We start from the raw sequence: 22,004 nt of genomic DNA on the forward strand, positions 1-22,004 counted from the left end.
GGCGGGGCCGCGGCCGCCGGCGCCGGACGGCGTGCGGGGCGACGCCGTGCCCGCGCGGGTACGGCGTCGCCCGGTGCCGAGCAGCCTCACGGCCGGGGGCTGCCCCAGGGCGAATCCGCGAGCACGGACACCTCGCGGTGCACCGTGTCGCCCTGGGCTAACGCGCTCGCCGAGATGCCTGCGACCAGCAAACCCGCGGCACCGGCGAGCGTGACGAGCGTGGCGGCAACAGTCTTCCGGAGTGTGAACATGCTTGTTCTCCTCGGCCCATCGTGGTTCCCGGACGGCAGTGGATCCTGCTCGAGTCCGAGTCAACGGCCAGTCGCTTTGCGTTGACATTTCGCTGCTTAACTGCCCGCTATCGACCGGCGATAGCGGTTCGATGGGATGGGAGTAGGCCACTCGGGAAGATTTGCCTCATCGGATCCGCGTGATGGAGGCGAGTGCGATGGCCAGGACCGTCCTGCGGCTCGACACGGAGGACGTGCTGCGCACGCTGGAGGCGGTCGACCCGGTCGAACTGCTCGCCGAGGAGCTGATCCGGCGCACCATCGGTGACCCTGGCAAGGAGTGCACGAGCACGCTCGTCCCGTGGACCGGCGCCGCGACCGAGACCGAGTACGTCCTGTCCGACGACCTCGGGCCCGGGCTGGGGTGCGCGATGCCGGCCGCCGTCCTGCGCATGATCCACTCCGCCGCGCTGGCGGCGCTCGCCGCCAGGGAGCTGCTGGATCCCGGCGGCGTCACCGTCGCGATCCTCGGCGCCCGCTTCGCGACGCAGGCGCAGCTCACCGTGCTCGCCCGGCACGTGCCCGACATCGTGCACGTCGCCGTGCGCTTCACCGACAAGCCGGACTGCGACACGCTCGAACCGCGCCTCGTCGACCAGCTCGACCTCGCGGGCATCGGGTTCGCCGTGGTGGCGGAGCTGGCCGACTCGCTCTTCGGCGCCAACCTGGTCGTCGCGGCGAGCGACGGCGCGCTGAGCGAGGGCATCGAGCAGGCCTCGATCCACGACCTCGTCCGGGGCACCCTGCTGGTGAACACGTCCGGCCACGACCTGCCCGCCGACCTGCTCGACCACGTCGACCAGATCTACGTCGACGACCTCGCCCTGCTGCCGAGGCACGCCGACCGCCACGTCGTGGCGCGGCACCTGGCCCACCGGACGACCGGGCCCGAGCGCAGCCGGGACGACCTCCACCCGCCCGCGATCGCCGCCGACCTCGGCCAGCTGCTCGCGGGCGCGCGGCCGGGACGCGAGCGGCAGGACGACGTCGTCGTGGTCGAGCTGCTGAGCGCGCAGACCCCGGACATCCACCTCGCCAACACGATCGCCGAGTCCGCGTTGCGCAGCGGCCTCGGTCTGCGGGTGACGGTATGACCACCACCGCCCACCATGACTCCCACGCGGGACGGAGAGTGACCACCATGGTCGAAGGGGTGCGCGACAACGACGACGGTGCGTTCTGCCAGAGCCAGCGCCACGCCGGCATCCCGTCCCGCACGGTGCCCGGTCTCGTGGTCTGCGCCGAGTGCCGCAAGGACGCGGAGGAGAGCCTGCTCGAACTGCCCGCCCTGTACGAGATGTGCGCCTACGTGCTCGACGTGCGCCACTCGCAGCCGCAGGAACGGGTCAGCGGCCGCAGGCCGGGCGGCATCGTGCTGCGCGACGCCGTGGTGAGCATCCGGTCCGACATCCTCGGCGTGCTCGCGTCGTGGTGCGGGCTGGTGACGAGCGAACGCGGCGTCCCGGGTCCCGACGAGCTGAGCATCCCGCGCCTCTCGACGTTCGTGCTGATCCACTTCAACTGGCTCACCGCGCACCCGGCGGGCGCGGACTTCACCGACGAACTGGCCGTGCTCGCCGACCGCGCCCGCGAGGTGCTGAAGCCGGAGCCCCGCACCGAGATGTCGCTGGGTCCGTGCACCCGCCCGGGTTGCGGGTGGACGGTGCGTGCCGAGGGCCACCCACCGACGCGGATCCGCTGCGACGCCGGCCACGAGTGGCCACCGGACCAGTGGCTGCTGCTGCGCAACGAACATCGGTTGGATTCGTCCCGGGAGGGTGGGGAATGACGCGGAACATCAGCCGCACCACGGTGCCGACGGAGCTGGCGGCACTGGCCGCCGGCGTGCCGGAGGCCACGATCCGCAAGTGGGCGAGCCGCGGCAAGCTCACCCGCTACGGCACACCCGGCCGGGCCGAATACGACCTGGCGGAACTGTACGTCCTGGTCGCCGGGCGCGAGGGCACCAGGGTGACCTAGGCACCACGAGACAAAAAGAAGGTGGGCGATGGCGATGGGGCGTCACGGGGAATTGTTCGTCGAATGGGCACCGGAGCCGCCAGTGTCCGTCGCACTCCTGCCCAACGCCACTACCACGAGCCGGTCCCACCGTGCGCTCGAGTCCCGCTTGACAACGTCCCGACGTTCTGTCACGCTTTTTTCGCAGCGGAGCTGTGCCTATTTTTTGAATGCCCATTCACCGACGTCGGTGAATGGGCGTTCGTGTTTCTGGCTCGATCCGGGCGGCATCGAGAAAAGAGATATGTCATGCGCGTAGAAATCAATGTTCTCGGTCCGCTCGAAGTCTCCGTCAACGGCCTGTCCATCGTCCCCACGGCGAGCAAACCGAGCCAGCTGCTGGCGATTCTGGCGCTGAACGCGGGCCGGGTCGTGACGGCGAGTTCGCTCACCGAGGAGATCTGGGCGAGTCATCCTCCCCGCACCGGCGTCACGACATTACACACCTACATCCTGAAACTGCGCAGGAACCTCGACACGGCGCTGGGCAACGGCGGCCTGACCGCCAAGGACATCCTGGTCACCCGGCGGGCGGGTTACCTGCTCAGCGTCGAGCCGACCGCGGTCGACGCCATCCGCTACGAACAGCTCTCCTCCGCGGGCCGCCAGGCGGTCAACGAAGGCGACCACGAGACCGCGTCACGTGCGCTGGCCGAGGCGCTGCGGTTGTGGCGTGGGCCCGCGCTCGCCGACCTGCCGACCGGGCCGCAGCTGGCGATCGAGGCGATGCGTCTCGACGAGAACCGGCTCGGCGACCTGCACCTGCGCATCGACGCGGACCTCCGCCTCGGCCGCCACCACCAGCTGCTCGGCGAGCTGGCGACCCTGTGCGTGCGGCACCCGATGCTGGAGAACTTCTGCGTGCAGCACATGATCGCGCTGTACCGCAGCGGCAGGCAGAGCCAGGCGCTGGCGGCCTACCACCGGCTCCGGGCGGCGATGGTGGACCAGCTGGGCGTCGAGCCGTCCCCCCGGGTGCGGCAGCTGCACCACGCGATCCTCACCGGGCAGCTCGGGGTCGAGGACCCGAACGTGGTGTTCAACGCCTGACGGCGGCCGCCCCGGTCACCCGATGAGCTTGCTCAGGCCCGCGTACCCGACCTCCTCCAGTCGCTTCCCGGAGGTCGCGAAGTAGTCCGCGCCCGCGCGGATGCCGTGTCCCTCCACCATGCGGTTCATGAAGTTGAACAGGGCGCAGATCATGATCGCGTGGTGCAGGGCGCGCTCGTCCCAGCCCGCGCCGAGCACCTCGTCGGCATCGGCGCGGGTCACCGACGCCGGCGCGGTGGTGAGCTTCCGGACGAAGCGCAGCACGGGCCGCATGCGGTCGTCCACCGGCGCGGTGTCCACGTCGGCGACCGCGGCCGGGGCCGCGCCCGCCGCGATCCCGCAGGCCTCCGCGGTGACCGTGTGCACGCCGTGGCAGTAGCCGCAGGAGTTGACGCCGGAGACGTACGCGGCGATCAGCTCGCGCTCCCCCGCGGTGAACGGGGACGGGCCCCGCATCACGACCTCGTGGTAGTCGAGCAGCGGCCGGGACGTCTCCGGGTAGGCGCGGAAGACGTCCATCAGCACGGCGTCGTCGGGCAGGGACGGGAAGTGCGGCATGTGTGGTCCTCCACGGTTCCGGTCAGGGGTTCTGGTCGGCGAGGCGGTCGATGTCGGTGCGGCGCAGCCAGCAGGCCGCGAGGTACACCCGCTGGGCGGCGCCGTCCGTCACGGCCGCCGCGGTCACGACGTCCGCGGCGGCCGTCCACTGCCTGCGCAGCGCGGCGGACCGGTACGCGGTGGCGGGGGCCGTCTCGGCCAGTCTCGGCCGGACCGCCCGCCAGCGCGCCGCGCCCGCGGCGAGCGCCGCCGCGAACGTCCGGTCCGGCCGGGCGCCGTGGCGCAACTGGTCCACGACCAGGGTGGCGGTGACCGGGTCCTCCGGCGCCTCGCCCACGGCCACGCCGAGCCCGGCGAGCAACCGCTCCGGGCCGAGACCCATCAACAGCACGCCGAGCTCGGTGCCGGGCTCCTCGTCGACGGCAGGGAGGGCGAACTCGGTGTCGTACTCAGACATGTGCCACCGTCTGCTCCCGCAGTCCCGCTGCGATGCTCGTGGCGATGCGGGCGGTGGCCACCCGGTGGCCGTCGATGTTGCGCCCGGCGGGGCCGAGCACCATGCACGTCGGTGCGCCCGCCACGAACACCCTGGACTCGGCGCGGTACGCGAGCGTGCGCTCGTCGAGGTCGGGCCAGCCGTCCCGCTCGCCGACCGCCTCGCCGGGCAGCAACCCGGCGCCGGTGGACGGGACCGTGCCCAGCGCGAGCCACACGTGGTCCCCGGTCACCCGGGTGCCGTCGCGAAGCAGCACCTCCCCGTCGCCGACCGCGGCCACCTCGGCGCCGCGGTGCACCGACAGCCGCCCGTCGGCCTCGGCCGCCCGCAACAGCGGGCGGAACTCGAACATGACCGAGGCACGCCGTTCGCGGCGCATCAGCGCCATGCGGTCGGTCCACGGCACGCGGTCGAAGCGTGCCCGGCCCTCCGCGCGGAAGAACGACGCGTTGACGTCGGAGCACTGGTAGCGCTCGGCCGTCTCGCGCAGCACCCAGGACACCCGGGCGCCGCGCCCGAGCGCGTTGTGGATCAGGTGCGCCGACGTCAGCCCGGCGCCGACGACGATCTCGTGGCCCGCGCCGGTCGGCGGCGGCTCGTCCCAGTACCCGACCGCGGCCGGGCGTTCGCCGGACCACCACCCGGCAGGCGCGTCCCGGCGTTCCTCGCCCTGGCACAGCACGACGTACCTGGCGTCGACGGCGAACCCGTCGCCGCGCACGGCCACCCGCGCACCACCGAGGTCGAGCTCGCGGACCTCGCCGCGCCACAGGCGGTCCGGCACGCCGTGGATGTGCGCGGTGTGCGCGCAGTAGGCCTCGAACACGTCCACGGGCACCACCGAACGGTGGCCCGCCTGCGACATCCGGACCTCACGGCGTTCCACCGGGGTGAGCAATCCCCAGTGCATCCGCGCGAAGTCGCGCAGCTCGCAGTCGCGGTACCCCTCGACCCCGGGGTGGTGTTCGTACGGCGACCGCAGGACCCGCTGCCCGATCCGGTCGATCCGGTCGAGGAACCGGCCCGCGGGCCTGCCGTTCCGGTCGACGATGACGACGTCGTGCACCCCGAGGTGCCACAGCGCGGCCGCCACCGCCAGTCCCGCGGGCCCGGCGCCGACGACGACCACGTCGGCGGTGCCGGGCGGCGGGCCGGCGGGCGGCCGAGCGCCACCGGGACGGGCGGGCCAGTCCCGGTGGCGCGGCGACTCGAGCAGACGGGGGTGCGGCAGGAACCTGGTCACCCGATGACCGTGACGGGCACGATCACCTCGATGGTCGGCCGATCCGGCATGCCATCGGTGACCATCTGCTGCAGCAGTTCCTCGGACCGCTCCGCGCTGTCCGAGGAGACGGGGCTGTACCTGGCGTGCGCGTACGCGGGTCTGCGCACGTCGGTCTCGATCTCGAACACCTTGAGCACGGCCTCACCCGGCCGGACCTCGCCGTCGAAGAACGTCAGCCTGCGCATGTCGGGGGTGAGGAAGGACTTGGCGAACTGGCGGGACATCACCATCGCGTCGCCGCCCTCGACGAAGTGCGTGTCCTCGTCGGTGGTGACCTGCATGGCGACCCAGGTCTGGTCGGTCAGGTTCGTCTCCGACTTGATGATCTGCCACCGGCCGGGTTCCGGCAGGTTGATCGACACCGACACGTCGTAGTCGACGGCGTCGATGGCCCCGGAGACCATCAGCACCCGGCGGCGCACGTCGGCGACACCCGCCATCTGGATGTCCCTGGCGCGCACCCGCCCGGACACGTCTAAACCTGGAACCTCGAGCGACATGAACTCAGACCTCCCAGACACCTGTCGGGATGTGACCCCGGCGGACGCGTTCCGCACAACCAGCGTGACACACCGTCCCGGACCACTCAATACTCCGATCTGTCTACAAAGGACCGAAGCGCGGTCACGCGGCGCCCGTCACCGGCCTGGTGTTCGCCGCGGTGGGCAGCGGCGCGCCGTAGGTGACCTCGACGCCCCGGTCCCTGGCCGCGCGCACGATGCCCGGGATCGCCCGCTCGGCGAGCGCCGCGATCGTGAGCGCGGGGTTGACGGTCAGCGCACTGGGGACCGCGGAACCGTCCGTGACGAAGATGCCGGGGTGGCCGCGCAGCTCGTGCCGGTCGTCCAGTGCCGAGGTGGCCGGGTCGTCACCGATCCGGCACGACGACAACGGGTGCACCGTGTACGCGCCGACCAGGTCGTTCGTCCACGGCGCCAGCGTCGCGAGACCGTCCTTCTCGAGGATCTCCTTCGCGGCGGCGTCGGCCTCCGCCCAGCCACGCAACGTGTTCGGCGTCGGGTCGTAGCGGAGCGGCCCCTTGCCGAGCATCTGCTGGGAGATGCGGTAGGCGTTGCCGGTCGGCGGCGGCGGGCCGAAGACGCCCTCGTTGTCGTCCTCGGTCATGAGGAAGATCGTGAGCCACGACTTCCACTTCTTGAGCATCTCCTTCTTCTCCTTGCCGAACCAGGTGGCGCTGGTCTTGCCGGGCACCTGGGCGAGGATGGTGCCGAGCCCCGGCGGGAAGTAGAGCTGCTCCATCGAGAAGCGGGAGTACTCGGGCTTGTCGCCGTCGACGTTGTCCCAGCAGGCGACGACCGGGCCCTTGCCGATCTGGTTGGCCTCGTAGACCGCGCCGTTGGGCCTGCGCAGGCCGAGCACCTCGCCGACGCGCTCCTCGTTGATGATCGCGGTGTTGAGGCGCTCGCCGTTGCCGGAGAAGTACCGGCCGACGCCGTGCGGCATCGTCCCGAGATCACCCTCGGAGCGCTGGAGGATCACCGGGGTGGCCGCCGAGCCCGCCGCGAGGACGACGATCTTCGCCTCGATCACGCCGCTGCCGGTGGTGACCCGGTAGTCGACGTCGTCGATGTTGTTGTAGTGGACGCGGTAGTTCCCGTCCTCGGTGCGCGTGATCTTCTGGACCTCGTGCAGCGGCCGGATCTCCGTGCCGTGCGACAACGCGGCGGGCAGGTAGTTCAGCAGCATCGACCGCTTCGCGTCGAAGCGGCAGCCGGCCATCATCCAGTTGCAGTTGGTGCATTTGGCGGTGTCGATGCCGACCGGAACGGGGTTCGCGGTGTGGCCCGAGTGGTGGCACGCGGCGGCCCACAGCCCGCCCGCGTAGCTGATGTCGTTCCAGTCCTGCTGGCTGACCGGCAGCACCTCGGACACCCGGTCGTACCACGGGTCGAGGGACTCGCGGGTGATCGAGGCCGGCCAGATGCGGCGGCCGATCGAACCCTGCTTCTCGAAGACGTAGCGCGGGGCGCGGGGCAGCGCGGCGAAGTACACCACGCTGCCGCCGCCTACGCAGTTCCCGCCGAGGACGCTCATCCCGTCGCCGGCGACGAAGTCGAACACCCGCGTGTAGGACTTGCCGAGGAGGTAGTCGTGGTCGAAGTCCTTGCCCTCCAGCCACGGGCCGCGTTCCAGCACGACGACCTTCGCCCCGCCCGCGGCGAGGTGGTAGGCCGCGATGGAACCGCCGAAGCCGCTGCCGACGACCAGGACGTCGGTGGTCTCGGTCGCACTCATGCCGGGCTCCCGGATTCCGTCGTGTTGGGGTGGCGCTTGGCCAGCTCCTGGCCATAGCTGAAGTCGGGGAACCGCCACAGCCCGTCGCTGTCCGGCTTGGCGAACCCCATCTGGATCAGACCGGGGTGGCCGTCGGCGAGCGCCTCGGCGGTGCTGCGGTGCGCCGCGCTGTCGAACGCCATGTTGCTGAACATGGCGAGCAGCACCCAGCCGCTCTGCTCCGGGTGGCCGGGCGCGGTCAGCTCCGCGATCAGCGCCACCCGGTCGTCGTAGTCCAGCGCGACGAACGGCGGCACGTCGTCGTCCAGTGCGCGGCCGTGCGCCTCGGCGTAGGCCAGCGCGTGCCCGTTGAGCGCCTGCGCCAGCGGGCCGAGCCCGGCCGTGACGCCGGTCGCCGGGTCCCTGAGCAACTCGAGGGCACCCGCCTCGACCGCGCCGGGGTCGTCGCACACACCGGCGATCGCACGATCGTCCGGGTGGCGTTTGACACCGGGCAGGATCGTGTCCGCGAATGCCTCCAAGGTGCTTGTCTCGACGTGGTCGTCGAATTCGGCGCCTGCTCCCACGACTCCTCCTGCCGATGCCGCGAGCCGGATTAACGGTTATTTGAGGAAACGTTCCGGCTGCTCTCCGATTCTGCGCGATCGCGCTCGGCCGACACATCTTCCTCCGTGCGCAGCGGCCCGCGCGGGCCGTGCCGACCTGCGACATCAAGGCTCCCTTGAGCGATCGTCGTGCGCCGCCGAGTCGCGGGTAGTCCGGACGTCGAGCCAGAAAGGAACACGGTTGCCAGCAAATTTCCACCACCATACCGTCAATTCATACGACGACGCGACAGTACTATTACCGATCGGTGCCAGCTAATGGACGATTTCATCCTGAAAGCGGTCGAGCGCGTGATCCGCGCGATGCAGAACAATCTAGGAGAACCGATCACCATCGACGACATGGCGCGCACCGCCATGTTCAGCAAGTTCCATTTCTCCCGCATGTTCCAGCGGGTCACCGGGATCTCGCCGGGCCGGTTCCTGTCCGCGCTGCGCCTGCAGGAGGCCAAACGGCTGCTGCTCGCCAGCTCGCTGACCGTCGCCGACATCAGCCACCTGGTCGGCTACAACAGCATCGGCACGTTCAGCTCCCGGTTCCGCATGAGCGTCGGGGTCTCCCCGACCGCCTACCGGCAGTTCGAGGGCTACGTGCCCCCGTTGGCGGACATGGCGTCCCCGGTCCGCCCCCGGCGCGGTGACGGCACGGAGCTGCGGGGCCAGGTGCACCAGCAGCCGCCGTCCGGCGACATCGTGGTCGGGTTGTTCGCCGACCGGATCGCCCAGGGCATGCCGGTCCGGCACACGACCCTCACGTCGGCGGGCGAGTTCGTCCTGCCCGAGGTGCCGGACGGCGCCTGGTACGTGCTGGCGCAGTCCGTGTCGGCCGGCCTCGGCGAGCAGGGCGCCCGGGACGAGGTGCACGTGGCGGCGCTCGGCCCGATCACGGTGTCCGACGGCAAACCCGTCCGCAGGCTCGACCTGTGGCTGCGGCCGCGGCAGATCTTCGACCCGCCCACGTTGCTCGCCCAGTTCGACGAGACGATGTGGACCGCACGGACAAGGGCTCCTGGCGGGGCTGAGGAAGCCGCCCTGCCGGGAGCCTGACCACACGAGACAGACAGGGGGAACGGAGAAGCTCCGCCCGGCGAGGAGGCCGGACGGAGCTTTTGCTTTTCCCGTCGGACTGGTGGGCTACGCCGCCTCGGCGGCGGCCGCCCCGCCGCGGAGCTGCTGCCTGATCCGCTCCCGCCACAGCTCGTAGGCGGGCGGGTCCGACGGCCGCGCGCTGCCCTCCGGCTCGGCCGCGGCGGTCGCCGCGAGCATGACCGCGTCGTCGATCGAACGCGACGTGAGCACCTCGACGGCGAGCCTGCTGTGCTCCGGCACGTGCCCGGCCGCGAGGCGCGCGGTGCCCGCGAACACCGCACCGAGCGCGACCTCGTCGGCGTGCGTGCCCGCCGCGGCGGACAGGCCGGCGAGCCCTTCCGCCGAACAGCCGCCCGCGAACGTCGCGGCCAGCCCGACCCCGCTCCACAGGTCGGCGCGCCTGCCCGCCGGGAAGGCGGTCACCGCGGCGGCGACGCGGTCCGGCCGCGCCCCGTGGATGAACCACAGCGCGCGCCCGAGCCCCTGGTCCGCCGCGCGGGGGAAGTAGTCGGCGCGGCCCGCCCACGGGTAGGGCTTGAACGGCCGCTGCTGGTCGACCACCTTCGCGGTGTGGAAGTAGGCGCGGTCGAAGCCGTAGCCGTCGACGGCGAGCCAGCTCATCGTCGGGAAGAACGGCACACCGTCGAGGTCGGGCATGATGTTGCGCCACAACACCCTCGGCAGGCGCGCCATCGCGAACCCGATGCCGATGTAGGTGAGGAAGATGTGCGGCAGCCCGGGACCTTCCAGCAGTTCCTTGGTCCTGGTGCCGCGCCCGCCCGCCATCGTGTCCCGCACCGCGAACGCCATCGCCGCGCCCTCGTAGGCGAACCCGCGCAGTTCCGGCGCGACGGTCGCCAGCCTGCGCTCGACGTCCCAGAGCGTGCCGTGCTCGATCCCCCACTCGAAGCCGCAGATCACCGACTGCGGGATCGACTCGAGGTGTTCCGCCGCCGGTGTGCCCGCGGCGGGGAAGCCGCGTTCGGCGAACGTCACCGCGCGCAGCTTCGGCGTCAGCACCAGCCTGCGCAGCGTACCCAGGATCGCGGGCATCTCGGTCCTCCGTCTCCACCCTCACCGCGCGACGGCGTGGGGCACCCACTTGTTCATCACGAAACCCGGTTCGTCGATGCTCGTGTCGCCGGTGAGCATCGCCTGGTGCAACATCCGCAGCCGCGGCGACGGCGCGACCCCGAACTGTTCGCGCAGCGTCGTCCACACGGTGTGGTAGACCTCGAGCGCCTGCCCCGGCCGCCCGCAGCGGTACAGCGCGAGCATGTGCTGCGCGTGGAAGTTCTCCATGTGCGGGTGCCGCACGCACAGCGCGGCGAGCTCGCCGAGCAGCTGGTGGTGGCGGCCGAGGCACAGCTCGGCGTCGATGCGCAGCGTGAGGTCGGTCAGCCTGCTCTCCGACAGCCGCGTCGACTCGATCTCCAGCTGCGGGCCGGCCGCGACGTCCACGAGCAACGGACCGCGCCACGCCGACAACGCTTCCCGCAGGAGCCGCTCGGCCGCGACGTAGTCACCGGCCGCGCCTGCCGCCCGCCCGGCGGCGGCCCGCCGCGAGTACCAGTGGACGTCGAGCGCGTCCTCGTCCAGCCGCAACAAGTAGCCCGTGTGCCTGGTCTCGAGGATCTTCCGCGCGTCGCCGCCCGGTGCCCCGGGCAACGCGCCCCTGATGCACTTCCGCAACTGCATCACGTAGGTGTGCAGGGTGCTGTGGGCGGTGCGTGGTGCCTTGTCGCACCACAGCTCCTCGATGAGCGCCGACGCGGTGACCAACCTGCCGACGTTGAGCGAGAGCATCGCCAGGAGGTGGCGTGGTTTGCTCGCCGTCGGCACGATGGAAACCCCGTCGATGGTGGCTTCGAATGGCCCCAGTACGTTGATTTCAGCTCGCATGATCTGCTCATTTCACCGGTGCGCCAGATCGCAGCGTAAGCCCACCGGGGGCGGGCGCGGATATCCTGAAATGCGGCTGATGCCAGGTGGCACGCGGTTTCGCGGCCTGACCGCAGTTTCGGAGTCGTGCCGGGTGCGGATCACCCACCGCACAGGGAGAGTAGCTCCGCGGCCACGCCGCGCTGCAAGCTGGAAACCGTCAGTCGGCCGGGACACACCACAGTGGCGTCCCCGCCAAGTTTCTGCCCGGCCGCCAGTCGGTGCACACGATCGACGAGGCGGGCCGACGACTCCGGGCCCCGGCTCCTGACGGAAAGGGAGTGCTGACATGTCGGCGTACTTCGAGATCCGCCACACCGTTGGGTTCGAGGACACCAACGTCGCCGGCAACGTCTACTTCGTGAACTACCTGCGCTGGCAGGGACACTGCCGTGAGCGCTTCCTCACGGAGAAGGCGCCCGAGGTGCTGGCCGAGGTGGTGGGCGACGACCTGAAGCTGTTCACGCTGAAGGCCGAGTGCGACTTCTTCGCCGAGATCACGGCCTTCGACCAGCTGAGCGTGCGGATGCGGCTCGAGGACCTGACGCAGACGCAGATCCAGTTCAGCTTCGACTACGTGCGACTGGCCGACGAACAGGAGAGCCTCGTGGCCCGAGGACGACAGCGGATCGCCTGCATGCGTGGACCGAACAACAACACGGTGCCCGCACGGGTGCCCGCGGCACTGCGCGAGGCGCTCGAGCCGTACGCGATGACGCCCGACGTCGTGGGACGGCGTTCGGGCGCGCACGCCAGGGAGGCGCGGTGAACCCGGGGCGGCAGGAGCCGCAGCAGGCCGGCGAGCCGGTCACGGTCCTGCGCAGCGGGCAGGAGCAGGAGCTGACGCAGCGCGCGCTGCGTGAGGTGATGGCGCAGTTCGCCACCGGGATCACGGTCCTGACCGCGCGCGGCGGCATCGCGCACGGCATGACGGCCAACGCGTTCACGTCCGTCTCGCTCGACCCGCCGATGGTGCTGTGCTGCGTGGCCCGCACCGCGCGCATCCACGAGGCGATCATCGACGCCGACCACTTCGGCGTCTCGGTGCTCAGCAGCGAGCAGGAACAGGTCGCGCGGTACTTCGCGAGCCGCGAGCGGCCCGCGGGCATGGCGCAGTTCGACCAGGTGGACTGGTTCCCCGGCCGCCACACCGGCGTCCCGCTGCTCGGCGGCTCGCTCGCGTGGCTCGAGTGCGACCTCGCCGAGGTGTACGAGGGCGGCGACCACTCGATCTTCCTCGGTCTGGTGCGCAGCGCGAGCCGCGGCACCGGGCAGGCGCTGCTGTTCCTCGACGGCGGCTTCCACCACTACGACCCGCCGGCCGCGAAGTCCGCCTGAGCGGCGCACCCCGCACACCGTCCCATTCTTGGGGGTTGACCGATGACCACGAACCTGGGCGAAGCAGGCACGCCGACGTTGCGCGGTGACCGTCCGCCCAACCACGAGTGTTACCGGCAGGTGCGGGACAACGTGATCGAGCTGCTCGGCTCGGCGGATCCGGCCGGATCGGCGGCGGTCCCGAGCTGTCCGGAGTGGACGGTGCGGGACCTGGTGGCCCACCTGGCCGGGGTCGCGGCGACGGCGATCGGCAGGCTGTCGGGCTGGCCGTCGTTCCCGCGGTCCTCGTCCGCGACGATGGACCTGCCGGAGCTGCTGACGGTGTGGCAGGAACTGGGCGCCGAGGCGGACCTGCTGCTCGCGGAGCGCGGCGACCGGTGCGGCAACATCCTCCTCATGGACGCGTTCACCCACGAGCTGGACATCCGCTACGCGATCGGCGCCGAGCCACCCGGCGAGCACCCCGCGTTCGCGGGCGCGTTCGAGGTGCTCGCCAACGGCTTCGCCGCCGCGGTGGACGACCACCAGCTGCCCGCGCTCCGACTGTCCACCGGAAGTACACAATGGACGGTCGGGACGGGGTCGCCCGCCGCGACCCTGACCGCGGACAGGTACGACATCTACCGGTCGCTGGCCGGCCGCCGCAGCCACCGCCAGATCACGGCACTGGACTGGGACCGTGACTCGCACCGGTGGTTACCGGCGTTCACGTGGGGTCCGTTCACCCCACCCGCCACCGCCGTCGAACCCGCAGCGGGAGGCTGACGGCGACCGGCCACGCATTGCCACGGAAGACGCCTTCGGGACACGCCACGTCCCGGAGGCGTCTTTCGTGGCTTCAGCGGCTTGTTCGCCAGTCGGGCACGGCGGAGGCGACCGGTCCGAAGACGCGGTCGAACACGTCCACGGACGCGCGCACGGACGCCGTCGCCGCCTCGACCGTGTCGCCTGCGCCCACCATCAGCATGACGGTCTGGCTTTCGAAGCACCGGTCGGCGTCGCACGGCTCGATGAGGTAGCCGCCGAGTTCCAGCGTCACCAGGCCGTGCATGGCGAGCCACATGTGGTGTGCCACCAGTTCCGCGTCCTCGGCCCGGAACCGGCCGCTCTCGATGCAGCGCGCCGCGCACTCGACGACGCGCACGAGGTTGAACCGGCCGTACTGGCGGTCCTCCTCGCTGAGCTCGAACCCGCCCAGCGTGCGGTCGCCGAACATCACCGAGTAGAGGTGCGCGTTCTCGTTCGCCGTGCGGCGGTAGACGCGGCCGATCAGCGCCATGTCGCACACCGGGTCGTCGGACCACTCGATGCGGTCGAACTCCTTGGCCAGCCGGCCGAATCCTTCGTATACCATCTCGCGGACGAGACCGCTCATGCTGCCGAAGTGCGTGTAGACGGCCATCGTCGAGGTACCCAGCTCCTTCGCGATGCGACGGCTGGACATCGCTTCCGGTCCCTCCTGCGCGAGCAGGCGGGCGGCGATCTCGATCATCTCGGTCCGGGTTGCCGGGTCACGCGGTCGTGGACTCACGTTGACAATGTTACATAATGCCGCTATCTTCAATGCATAACAGTGTTACGACTCGCTTCCCCGAGCGCCACTCGAGACAGGTGCAGACCATGAACGAATCCGTGGAGCAGGGCAGCGTCACCCCCCGTGTGCGCTTCCGCCTGGAGACCGGGCACGACGTCCTCGACACCTGGGCCGAGACCACCAGCCCGCACCAGAGGAACGCGGTGTACCAGGCGCTGTTCGCGATGGTGGACGGCACTCTCTTCCGCACCTACCGGGTCGTCGACGACTTCCAGCGGCCCGCCGAGCTGTTCGTGTTCGTCCGCGACGACCTCGTGCTGAAGATCCGGATCAACTGCTTCGACTCGTTCGGCATCGTCCACATCGGACCGCCGCCTGCCGCCGCGCGCCACGGCAGGCGCTGAGCACGGCACCGCACGCCGCCGGAACCACACGGCATGCGTGGATAAGACAGCTCGCCCCCGCGCGGTCATCCTGGAATGGAAGGACGTGACGGGCGAGAGGACAAGGCGCGTGACACAGCGAGACGTGATCGCCGATCTGACCGCGGAAGCCGAGGAGTTCGAAGGGCTCGTCGCGGACATCGCCGAGGGGGACTGGCAGCGGCCGACCCCCGCGCCCGGGTGGACCGTCGCGCACCAGGTCGCGCACCTCGCCTTCATCTTCCGGCTGGCGGGCACCGCCGCCTCGGACGCGGAGCTCTTCGGCGCCATGGCGGCGAAGGCGGCCGCGAACTTCGAGGGCGCGGTCAACGCGGCGCTCGCCGACTACCTCGGCGACCCGTCGGAGGTGCTGCTGTCGCGCTGGCGGGCCGAGCGCGACAGCGCGATCAAGGCGCTCGCGGCGGTGCCCGCCGACCAGGTGGTGCCGTGGCTCGTGCGGCCGCTGCCCCCGGCGGTGCTCGCCTCCGCGGGCATGATGGAGCTCTTCGCCCACGGCCAGGACATCGCGGACGCGCTCGGCGTGGTCCGCGAGCGCGACGACCGCCTGTGGTGGATCGCCTTGTTCGTCACCCTCACGTGGGATTTCGGCTACCAGGCACGCGGGCTGACCCCGCCCGCCGCGCCGTTCCGGTTCGAGTTGACCGCCCCGTCGGGCGCCACGTGGGAGTTCGGCCCGGCCGACGCCGCACAGAAGATCACCGGCCCCGCTGCGGACCTCTGCCTGCTGGCCACCCGCCGTCGCCACCGCGACGACCTCGCCCTCACCGCGACCGGCGCCGACGCCGACGCGTGGCTGGACATCGCACAGGCCTACCGCGGTCCCGCCGGTGAGGGCAGGCGGCCGGGCCAGTTCAAGGCCTGACCCGTGATCCTGGCCGTCCGCGGCGCGATCCAGGTCGACAGGGACGATCCGGCGGACATCCTCGCCGGTACCCGTGAGCTGATCACGGCGGTCGTCGACCGCAACGGGATGAGCAGCGTCGACCTGATCAGCATCGTGTTCACCCTGACCCCCGACCTGACGAGCTGCTTCCCCGCCGCCGCCGCGCGCGACCTCGGGCTCGTCGACGTGCCACTGCTGTGCGCGACCGAGGTCGCCGTGCCCGGGGCGCTGCCCAGGGTGGTCCGGCTGCTCGCCCACGTCGAGAGCGATCGTCCCCGCACCGCGATCCGCCACGTGTACCTGCGTGGCGCCGCCCGGTTGCGCCCGGACCTCGCAGCATGAGGAAGGAACTGCCGTGGTCATCGTCATGCACCCGGGCGCGGGACAGGAGCTGGTCGACGCCGTCGTCGCGCGCGTAGAGGCCGTCGGCGGCCGCGCTTTCGTGAGCCGCGGCGTCAGCCGGGTCATCATCGGCCTGGTCGGCGACGTGGAGACGTTCGCGGCGCTGCACCTGGCCGGGATGCCCGGGGTCGCGCAGGTGAGCCGGGTGTCCACCGAGTACAAGCTGGTGAGCAGGGAGCAGCACCCGGATCGTTCCGTCGTGCACGTGCGCGGCGTGCCGATCGGCCCGGACACGGTCACGTTGATCGCCGGACCGTGTGCCGTGGAGACCCCCGAGCAGACACTCGCGGCGGCGCGCATGGCACAGGCAGCGGGCGCGACCATGCTGCGCGGCGGCGCGTTCAAACCCCGGACGTCGCCCTACGCCTTCCAGGGACTCGGCGAACGCGGCCTGCGCATCCTCGCCGACGTGCGCGAGGAGACGGGCTTGCCGGTGGTCACCGAGGTGGTGAGCGCCCACGACGTCGACATGGTCGCCGAATACGCTGACATGCTGCAGATCGGCACCAGGAACATGCAGAACTTCGCGCTGCTGCAGACGATCGGCCAGGCAGGCAGGCCGGTGATGCTCAAACGCGGGATGAACGCCACCATCCAGGAGTGGCTCATGGCCGCGGAGTACATCGCACAACGCGGCAACCTCGAGATCGTCCTGTGCGAGCGGGGCATCCGCACCTTCGAGACCGCCACCCGCAACACCCTCGACGTCTCCGCCGTGCCCGTCGTCCAGCGGTTGTCGCACCTCCCCGTGATCGTCGACCCGTCCCACTCCGGCGGCCGGCGGGATCTGGTGCTGCCCCTGAGCAAGGCCGGGATCGTCGCGGGCGCCGACGGGGTCATCGTCGACGTGCACCCCCAGCCGGCGCTCGCACTGTGCGACGGTGCGCAGGCACTCGTCCACGAGGACCTCGAGCAGCTCGCCCGGGCGGTCGCCGATCTCACTGTCTACGTGGGGAGACAACCCGGCCGACGGCGGTTCCCCCGCACCGGGTGAGTCTTGTTTGTGGGCGGGGGTGGCGGTTGGCGGCCGCTTCGGGGCGCGCAAGGGCCGCAAAGCGGACGCTGCCCGCCAGTCCCGCTAAGCGGGGCGCACCCCATCAAGCGGTCGCAACCCGCCGGACCCCTCGAACCAGCCCGCGCCGCGGCGACGTCACTGAACCGGCACAGCGGCCGCAGCCCGCTTGACCCGCCAGGCCCGCGAGGTGGGCGCGGCCCGCGGAGCGTGCGCAGCCCACCGAACCCCGCGAGGTGGGCGCGGCCCGCGAAGCGGGCGCAGCCCACCGAACCCGCGAAGCAGCCGCGGCTCGCGCAGCGGGCGCAGCCCGCGGAACCGCCAAGCGGACACAGCCGCGGAACCGCCACAGCGGGCGCAACCCGCCACACCATCCCAGCGGGCGAAGCCCGCCATGCAGGGCGCACCTCTCCAAGCCCACGAAGCGGCCGCAACCCACCAACCCTCCTCGAACCCGCCAATCCCGCGAAGCGGGCGAAGCCCGCCGAGCCGCGAAGCGGACACGGCCCGCCAGTCCTGCCAGGCGGGGCGCACCCGCCAAACCTCGAAAAGCGCGGCGAAGCCGTCGAACCCGCGCAGCGACCGCAGCCCGCCAGACCCGCGAAGCAGGCGCAGCCCACCAAGCGGCGAAGCCCGCCAGCTCCGCCAAACGGGGCTCAACCAGCCACGCCCGCAAAGCGGACGCAACCCACACGACCGGCACAGCCCGCCGACCCCACTCAGCGGGCACACCAGCCCCACCAAAACAGGACTCAACCCGCCACGCCCGCAAAGCGGACGCAACCCACTCAGCGGGCACAGCCCGCCAGCCCCACCAAACACGACTCGACCCGCCACGCCCGCGAAGCGGGCGCGGCCCACACGGCGGGCACAGTCCCCCGAACCCGCGCAGCGGGCTACGCCCGCTGCGCAACCAACCTGCCCCGCTTCGCGGGGCGCAACCCCCAGCCCAGCAAAGCGAGCGCAACCCGCACGACAGGCGCAGCCCGTCGAACCCGCATAGCGGGCGCAGCCCACACGACCGGCACAGCCCACCGACCCCACTCAGCGAGCACAGAACGCCAGCCCCACCAAACGGGACGCACCCTCGAAGGGGGTACAACCCGGAACCCCACCACCCCAGGACACGAACCCTCAAGCAGGCCACTCCCGGGGCAGATCCAAATCGTGCCCCATGCGGTCGCGCTTCGTACGGAGGTAGCGGAGGTTGTCGGCGGTGACGCGCGTCCTGGTGGGCACCCTGCCGACGACAGTGAGGTCGTGGCCGGCGAGTCCGCTGATCTTGTGCGGGTTGTTCGTGATGAGCCGCAGGCGGTGCACGCCGAGGTCGGCCAGGATGGCCGCGCCGACGCCGTACTCGCGGGAGTCCACGGGCAGTCCCAGCGCGAGGTTGGCGTCGACCGTGTCGTGGCCGCGTTCCTGGATCTCGTAGGCACGCATCTTGTGGCCGAGGCCGATGCCCCTGCCCTCGTGGCCGCGCAGGTACACGAGCACGCCGGCGCCCTCGTCGGCGATCAGCTGGAGGCCCTGGTGGAGCTGGTGCCCGCAGTCGCAGCGGTTGGAGCCGAACACGTCGCCGGTCAGGCACTCGCTGTGCACCCGGACGAGCACGCCGTCGGCGGACCGGTCCGCCGCGACCAGGTCGCCCAGGGTGAACGCGAGGTGTTCCACGCCGTCCAGCACGGAACGGTACGACTGGGCGCGGAACGGCGCCACGTCCGTCGGGAGGTGTGCCGAGCCGGTGCGCACCACGAGTTCGCCGGTCTGCCTGCGGGCGCGGACGAGGTCGGCCATCGGCAGGAACGGCAAACCGTGTGCCGCGGCGAACTCGCGGGAGCCGGCGCCGGTCAGCGGGACACCGTCCGGAGTGGTCAGTTCGGTGATCACCGCGACCTCGCCCGCGTTCGCCAGCTCCAGCAGGTCCGTCGCCGCCTCGGTGTGGCCCGCGCGCTTCAGCACGCCGCCCGCGCGGGACAGCAACGGGAACACGTGTCCCGGCCTGCGCAGGTCACTGGGACGGGTCTCGCGGGCGCCCAGCGCGCGCACCGTCGCCGCCCGGTCCGCCGGGGAGATGCCCGTGCCGACCGACACGTGGTCCACGCTCACGGTGAACGCCGTGCCGTGGCTCTCGGTGTTGTGCTCGACCATCAGCGGCAGGTCGAGCACCTCGGCGCGCGTGGCGTTCATCGGCGTGCACACGATTCCGCTGCCGTGACGCAGGAAGAACGCCATGTCCCGGTCGGTCGTGGTGGCCGCCGGCATGATCAGGTCGGCCTCGTCCTCGCGGTCGTGCTCGTCGGCGACGACGACCATCCCACCTGCCGCGATGGCTGTCAGTGCTTCGTGGAGAGATGACATCTACACCCTGCCCGACGAGTCGTCCCGGGTGCCGTCAGGCCCCGGCCGCCACCTACAGAATGGTCTTCCCCGTCCGGGGGTGTCTTCTCTGCTCGTGCGCCGTTCCCGCGCCCGCCGCGCACCGGCGACAACCGCAGCCTCAGAGATGTTTCCGCATCTCCCGGGGCCCAATCATGGACCGCGGAGACAAATCCGTTTTCCCCGAGGTCGACCCCGGACACGCAGGAGGACACACGAATGACCAGCGACCGCCTCCGGGCCATCAGTCAGAAGGTCGAGCAGATCTGGCGGGAAGTGCTGGACGTGGCGGAGGGTCAGGAGGACGCGACCTTCTTCGAGCTGGAGGGCCAGTCGATCTCCGCCGTCCGGATCGCGGCCAGGGTGGAGGACGAGATCGGTGTCCAGGTCGACATCGGCGACCTCTTCGAGGACCCCGACCTCGCGACGTTCGTCCGCGATGTCGTGGCCAAAGTGGACATCGCGCGGTACGACGAGCGCCGTTCGGCGTGATGCTCGATGGGTGAGCCGGTTTTCGATCCGTCCGCGATCGGCAGGCACTACGACGAGCGCTCGCCCATCGGGGACGAGCTGCGCAACGGCCAGATCCACATGTGGTACTGGTACGACCGGGCGGACGACGCCCCGCTCCCGGACGCGGTGCACCGGATCAGCCGCAAGGTGACCGACACCCTCGGGCTGCGCGCGGGCGAGCGGGTGCTCGACGCGGGCTGCGGGCCCGGGGAGACCGCGGTGTACCTGGCGACGACGTTCGGTGTGGACGTCACCGGGATCACGGTGAGCGACTACGAGATCGAGCAGGGGAACCGCAGGGCGGCGGCCGCCGGTGTCGCCGACCGCGCGCGCTTCCGCTACGGCGACTTCATGGCACTGTCCTATCCGGACAACTCGTTCGACGCCGTGCTCGCGCTCGAGTCCCTGCAGAACGCACCAGACCTGCGCCAGGTGCTCAGCGAGTTCCACCGGGTGCTGCGGCCCGGTGGGCGGGTGACGTTCTCCGACTTCAGCCTGGAGTCGCCGGTGCACGACAAGCGGGTCGCCACGTTCATGCGCACCCTCAAGCTCGGTGTGCTGCCGACGCTGCCCGAGTGGCTGGCGCTGGTGCGCGGCGCCGGCTTCGAGGTCGAGGAACACACCCAGTGCGGGCCGAGGGTGTTCGGGATGAAGAGCAAGTACCTGGAGGAGGCGATGCGCCTCCGCGACGACATCACGGGCAAGTTCGGCGAGGCCGCCGTCGGCGAGTTCTCCCGCCTGCACCAGGGGTTCTTCGCACCGAAGAAGGACCAGATCGGCTACGTCATCGTGGCCGCGCGGAAACCGGTCCGGTAACCGGGCACGGAAAAAGCGAATCGGCCGGCTTTGAAAGCCGGCCGATTCGCTTTTCGCCGTCGTCACGTGCGCGCGGCACGCGTCACGCGGACTTCCTGACGTCCTCGTCCTCGAGCAGCACCAGCGGGTCCTGCATCTCCCACCAGCCGATGCCGGGCGGGCACTGTTCGTAGCCCAGCAGCCGCCGCACCTCGTCGGGGTAGGCCTGCACGGACTCCCTCGGCACGGCGAGGAACTGGTTCTCCTCCTGCCGCAGGTTGCCGAGGTCCAGCCCGATGGTGAGACCGGTGCGCGGCTCGTCGGTGGTGTTGGCGCCGCCGCCGTGGTACACGCCGCCCAGCCAGATCAGACCGGAACCCGGCGGCATCACGGTGGGGATCGCCTCGGCGTAGCGGGGCGCCCGCTCGTCGTCCCAGTGGTGGCTGCCCGGGATCACCAGCGTGCCGCCGTTCTCCGCGGTGAACGCACTCATCGCGAGCATCAGCTGCACCCGGCTGGTCGGCCCGGGGTGGCGGCGCAGGTGCAGGGCGTCGTCGCGGTGCAGCGGCTGCTTGCCCTGTCCTTTGTGGAGCTGGATCGCCTGCGTCACGCCGATCTGGATCGTCGGCGTCATCTCCAGCCGGTTCCTGCCGATCCAGATCGGCACCGGCTGCTGCATGATCCGGCGCGCCGAGCCGAGGAAGAGCGGTTGAGTCACCACCGGCGTCAGCCTGGTGGTCCTGGCGAACAACGACGACACCCGGCGGGTGCGGGTGCCGACGTAGCCGCCCTCACCGTAGGCCTGGGCCGCCAGCGCCGGGTTGAGATCCTCCCACAGCGCGCCGAGGGTTTCCTGATCGACGAAGTCCTCGACGATCACACCGCCGTCGCGTTCGAGGATCTCGACGACGCTGTCGAGATCAGCGTCCGGCGTGACCCGGGTGAGACCAGTCATGACCAGCCACCTTTTCTCTCCATCGGTTGGTATTCCTTGGCGCAACGTCGCGCGCGGCGATTCGGCACGCCGGATCATCGTCCCCCACGGCCCGGACACGTCGCGTCTCATGTGTTGCGAAACAAGGGAACGCCTGCCAGGACACGGCACGCTCGGAGAGGCTT

Annotated in this window: 26 protein-coding genes; 14 read left to right on the top strand and 12 right to left on the bottom strand. The window is 71.0% G+C overall.

Annotated elements, in window-relative coordinates; genetic code table 11:
* Positions 1-86: 86 nt before the first annotated feature.
* The gene (locus ACYQ77_RS17585) at positions 87-251 is read right to left on the bottom strand and encodes a hypothetical protein (RefSeq protein ID WP_459712550.1); all 165 of its coding nucleotides are present in this window, start codon (positions 249-251) and stop codon (positions 87-89) included.
* A gap of 197 nt (positions 252-448) precedes the next feature.
* On the opposite strand from ACYQ77_RS17585, the gene ACYQ77_RS17590 reads away from it, so the two are divergent.
* From ACYQ77_RS17590 to ACYQ77_RS17605, 4 genes are all read left to right on the top strand, one after another.
* Positions 449-1,384, top strand: a complete 936-nt coding sequence (locus tag ACYQ77_RS17590; protein WP_459712552.1) for a hypothetical protein — start codon at positions 449-451, stop codon at positions 1,382-1,384.
* 47 nt (positions 1,385-1,431) lie between these two features.
* Positions 1,432-2,079: a hypothetical protein gene (locus ACYQ77_RS17595; RefSeq protein WP_459712554.1), complete on the top strand. Its 648-nt coding sequence runs from the start codon at positions 1,432-1,434 to the stop codon at positions 2,077-2,079.
* Positions 2,076-2,270, top strand: coding sequence for a hypothetical protein (locus tag ACYQ77_RS17600; protein ID WP_459712555.1), 195 nt, complete (start codon positions 2,076-2,078; stop codon positions 2,268-2,270). Before ACYQ77_RS17595 ends, ACYQ77_RS17600 begins: the two co-directional genes overlap by 4 nt.
* A gap of 288 nt (positions 2,271-2,558) precedes the next feature.
* Positions 2,559-3,359, top strand: coding sequence for an AfsR/SARP family transcriptional regulator (locus ACYQ77_RS17605; RefSeq protein ID WP_459712557.1), 801 nt, complete (start codon positions 2,559-2,561; stop codon positions 3,357-3,359).
* Positions 3,360-3,374: 15 nt separating this feature from the next.
* Here the strand turns inward: ACYQ77_RS17605 and ACYQ77_RS17610 are convergent, their stop codons facing one another.
* The 6 genes from ACYQ77_RS17610 to ACYQ77_RS17635 form a co-directional block, all read right to left on the bottom strand.
* Positions 3,375-3,917, bottom strand: coding sequence for a carboxymuconolactone decarboxylase family protein (locus ACYQ77_RS17610; protein ID WP_459712559.1), 543 nt, complete (start codon positions 3,915-3,917; stop codon positions 3,375-3,377).
* Positions 3,918-3,939: 22 nt separating this feature from the next.
* On the bottom strand, positions 3,940-4,374 hold the full coding sequence (locus ACYQ77_RS17615; RefSeq protein ID WP_459712561.1) for a DUF6187 family protein: 435 nt from the start codon (positions 4,372-4,374) through the stop codon (positions 3,940-3,942).
* Complete coding sequence (locus ACYQ77_RS17620) at positions 4,367-5,656, bottom strand: NAD(P)-binding protein (RefSeq protein WP_459712563.1); 1,290 nt, start codon at positions 5,654-5,656, stop codon at positions 4,367-4,369. The genes ACYQ77_RS17615 and ACYQ77_RS17620 overlap by 8 nt, the downstream gene beginning before the upstream one ends.
* Positions 5,653-6,138, bottom strand: coding sequence for a DUF6423 family protein (locus ACYQ77_RS17625; protein ID WP_459712965.1), 486 nt, complete (start codon positions 6,136-6,138; stop codon positions 5,653-5,655). The genes ACYQ77_RS17620 and ACYQ77_RS17625 overlap by 4 nt, the downstream gene beginning before the upstream one ends.
* A gap of 184 nt (positions 6,139-6,322) precedes the next feature.
* Positions 6,323-7,954 carry a GMC family oxidoreductase N-terminal domain-containing protein gene (locus ACYQ77_RS17630; RefSeq protein WP_459712565.1) on the bottom strand — a complete coding sequence of 544 codons (1,632 nt, stop codon included), beginning with the start codon at positions 7,952-7,954 and terminating at the stop codon, positions 6,323-6,325.
* A complete protein-coding gene (locus ACYQ77_RS17635; protein WP_459712567.1) occupies positions 7,951-8,520 on the bottom strand; it encodes a DUF5987 family protein in 570 nt (189 codons plus the stop codon). The genes ACYQ77_RS17630 and ACYQ77_RS17635 overlap by 4 nt, the downstream gene beginning before the upstream one ends.
* Before the next feature lie 297 nt (positions 8,521-8,817).
* Between ACYQ77_RS17635 and ACYQ77_RS17640 the strand changes: the two genes are divergently transcribed.
* Positions 8,818-9,606: a helix-turn-helix domain-containing protein gene (locus ACYQ77_RS17640; RefSeq protein ID WP_459712569.1), complete on the top strand. Its 789-nt coding sequence runs from the start codon at positions 8,818-8,820 to the stop codon at positions 9,604-9,606.
* 87 nt (positions 9,607-9,693) lie between these two features.
* On the opposite strand, the gene ACYQ77_RS17645 is transcribed toward ACYQ77_RS17640, so the two are convergent.
* Positions 9,694-10,701, bottom strand: coding sequence for a DUF1702 family protein (locus ACYQ77_RS17645; protein WP_459712571.1), 1,008 nt, complete (start codon positions 10,699-10,701; stop codon positions 9,694-9,696).
* Positions 10,702-10,722: 21 nt separating this feature from the next.
* On the bottom strand, positions 10,723-11,550 hold the full coding sequence (locus ACYQ77_RS17650) for an AfsR/SARP family transcriptional regulator (RefSeq protein ID WP_459712573.1): 828 nt from the start codon (positions 11,548-11,550) through the stop codon (positions 10,723-10,725).
* A 328-nt stretch (positions 11,551-11,878) separates the two neighbouring features.
* On the opposite strand from ACYQ77_RS17650, the gene ACYQ77_RS17655 reads away from it, so the two are divergent.
* The 3 genes from ACYQ77_RS17655 to ACYQ77_RS17665 all read left to right on the top strand — a co-directional run bounded on the left by ACYQ77_RS17655 (position 11,879) and on the right by ACYQ77_RS17665 (position 13,692).
* Complete coding sequence (locus tag ACYQ77_RS17655; RefSeq protein ID WP_459712576.1) at positions 11,879-12,358, top strand: acyl-CoA thioesterase; 480 nt, start codon at positions 11,879-11,881, stop codon at positions 12,356-12,358.
* Positions 12,359-12,456: 98 nt separating this feature from the next.
* On the top strand, positions 12,457-12,927 hold the full coding sequence (locus tag ACYQ77_RS17660) for a flavin reductase family protein (RefSeq protein WP_459712967.1): 471 nt from the start codon (positions 12,457-12,459) through the stop codon (positions 12,925-12,927).
* 42 nt (positions 12,928-12,969) lie between these two features.
* Positions 12,970-13,692: a maleylpyruvate isomerase family mycothiol-dependent enzyme gene (locus ACYQ77_RS17665; protein ID WP_459712578.1), complete on the top strand. Its 723-nt coding sequence runs from the start codon at positions 12,970-12,972 to the stop codon at positions 13,690-13,692.
* A 73-nt stretch (positions 13,693-13,765) separates the two neighbouring features.
* Here ACYQ77_RS17665 and ACYQ77_RS17670 read toward each other — a convergent pair whose 3' ends face one another.
* A complete protein-coding gene (locus ACYQ77_RS17670; protein WP_459712580.1) occupies positions 13,766-14,458 on the bottom strand; it encodes a TetR/AcrR family transcriptional regulator in 693 nt (230 codons plus the stop codon).
* 89 nt (positions 14,459-14,547) lie between these two features.
* Here ACYQ77_RS17670 and ACYQ77_RS17675 point away from each other — a divergent pair, with 89 nt between their 5' ends.
* The 4 genes from ACYQ77_RS17675 (at position 14,548) to aroF (ending at position 17,183) form a co-directional block, all read left to right on the top strand.
* Positions 14,548-14,865 carry a DUF6235 family protein gene (locus ACYQ77_RS17675; protein WP_459712582.1) on the top strand — a complete coding sequence of 106 codons (318 nt, stop codon included), beginning with the start codon at positions 14,548-14,550 and terminating at the stop codon, positions 14,863-14,865.
* Positions 14,866-14,974: 109 nt separating this feature from the next.
* Positions 14,975-15,766, top strand: coding sequence for a TIGR03084 family metal-binding protein (locus ACYQ77_RS17680; protein ID WP_459712584.1), 792 nt, complete (start codon positions 14,975-14,977; stop codon positions 15,764-15,766).
* Between the two features lie 3 nt (positions 15,767-15,769).
* Positions 15,770-16,129 carry a chorismate mutase gene (gene aroH, locus ACYQ77_RS17685; RefSeq protein ID WP_459712586.1) on the top strand — a complete coding sequence of 120 codons (360 nt, stop codon included), beginning with the start codon at positions 15,770-15,772 and terminating at the stop codon, positions 16,127-16,129.
* Positions 16,130-16,142: 13 nt separating this feature from the next.
* Positions 16,143-17,183: a 3-deoxy-7-phosphoheptulonate synthase gene (aroF, locus tag ACYQ77_RS17690; protein ID WP_459712588.1), complete on the top strand. Its 1,041-nt coding sequence runs from the start codon at positions 16,143-16,145 to the stop codon at positions 17,181-17,183.
* Positions 17,184-18,335: 1,152 nt separating this feature from the next.
* Here aroF and ribA read toward each other — a convergent pair.
* Positions 18,336-19,559 (bottom strand): GTP cyclohydrolase II, encoded by a 1,224-nt coding sequence (ribA, locus tag ACYQ77_RS17695; RefSeq protein WP_459712590.1) that lies wholly within the window; start codon positions 19,557-19,559, stop codon positions 18,336-18,338.
* A 237-nt stretch (positions 19,560-19,796) separates the two neighbouring features.
* On the opposite strand from ribA, the gene ACYQ77_RS17700 reads away from it, so the two are divergent.
* Entirely contained in the window at positions 19,797-20,069 is a 273-nt protein-coding gene (locus ACYQ77_RS17700; protein WP_459712591.1) for a phosphopantetheine-binding protein, read from the top strand.
* A gap of 6 nt (positions 20,070-20,075) precedes the next feature.
* On the top strand, positions 20,076-20,906 hold the full coding sequence (locus ACYQ77_RS17705; RefSeq protein WP_459712593.1) for a class I SAM-dependent methyltransferase: 831 nt from the start codon (positions 20,076-20,078) through the stop codon (positions 20,904-20,906).
* An 82-nt stretch (positions 20,907-20,988) separates the two neighbouring features.
* Here ACYQ77_RS17705 and ACYQ77_RS17710 read toward each other — a convergent pair whose 3' ends face one another.
* Positions 20,989-21,840 carry a phytanoyl-CoA dioxygenase family protein gene (locus tag ACYQ77_RS17710; RefSeq protein ID WP_459712595.1) on the bottom strand — a complete coding sequence of 284 codons (852 nt, stop codon included), beginning with the start codon at positions 21,838-21,840 and terminating at the stop codon, positions 20,989-20,991.
* Between the last annotated feature and the right edge of the window lie 164 nt (positions 21,841-22,004).

This window comes from Actinophytocola sp. KF-1 (genome assembly GCF_054661535.1).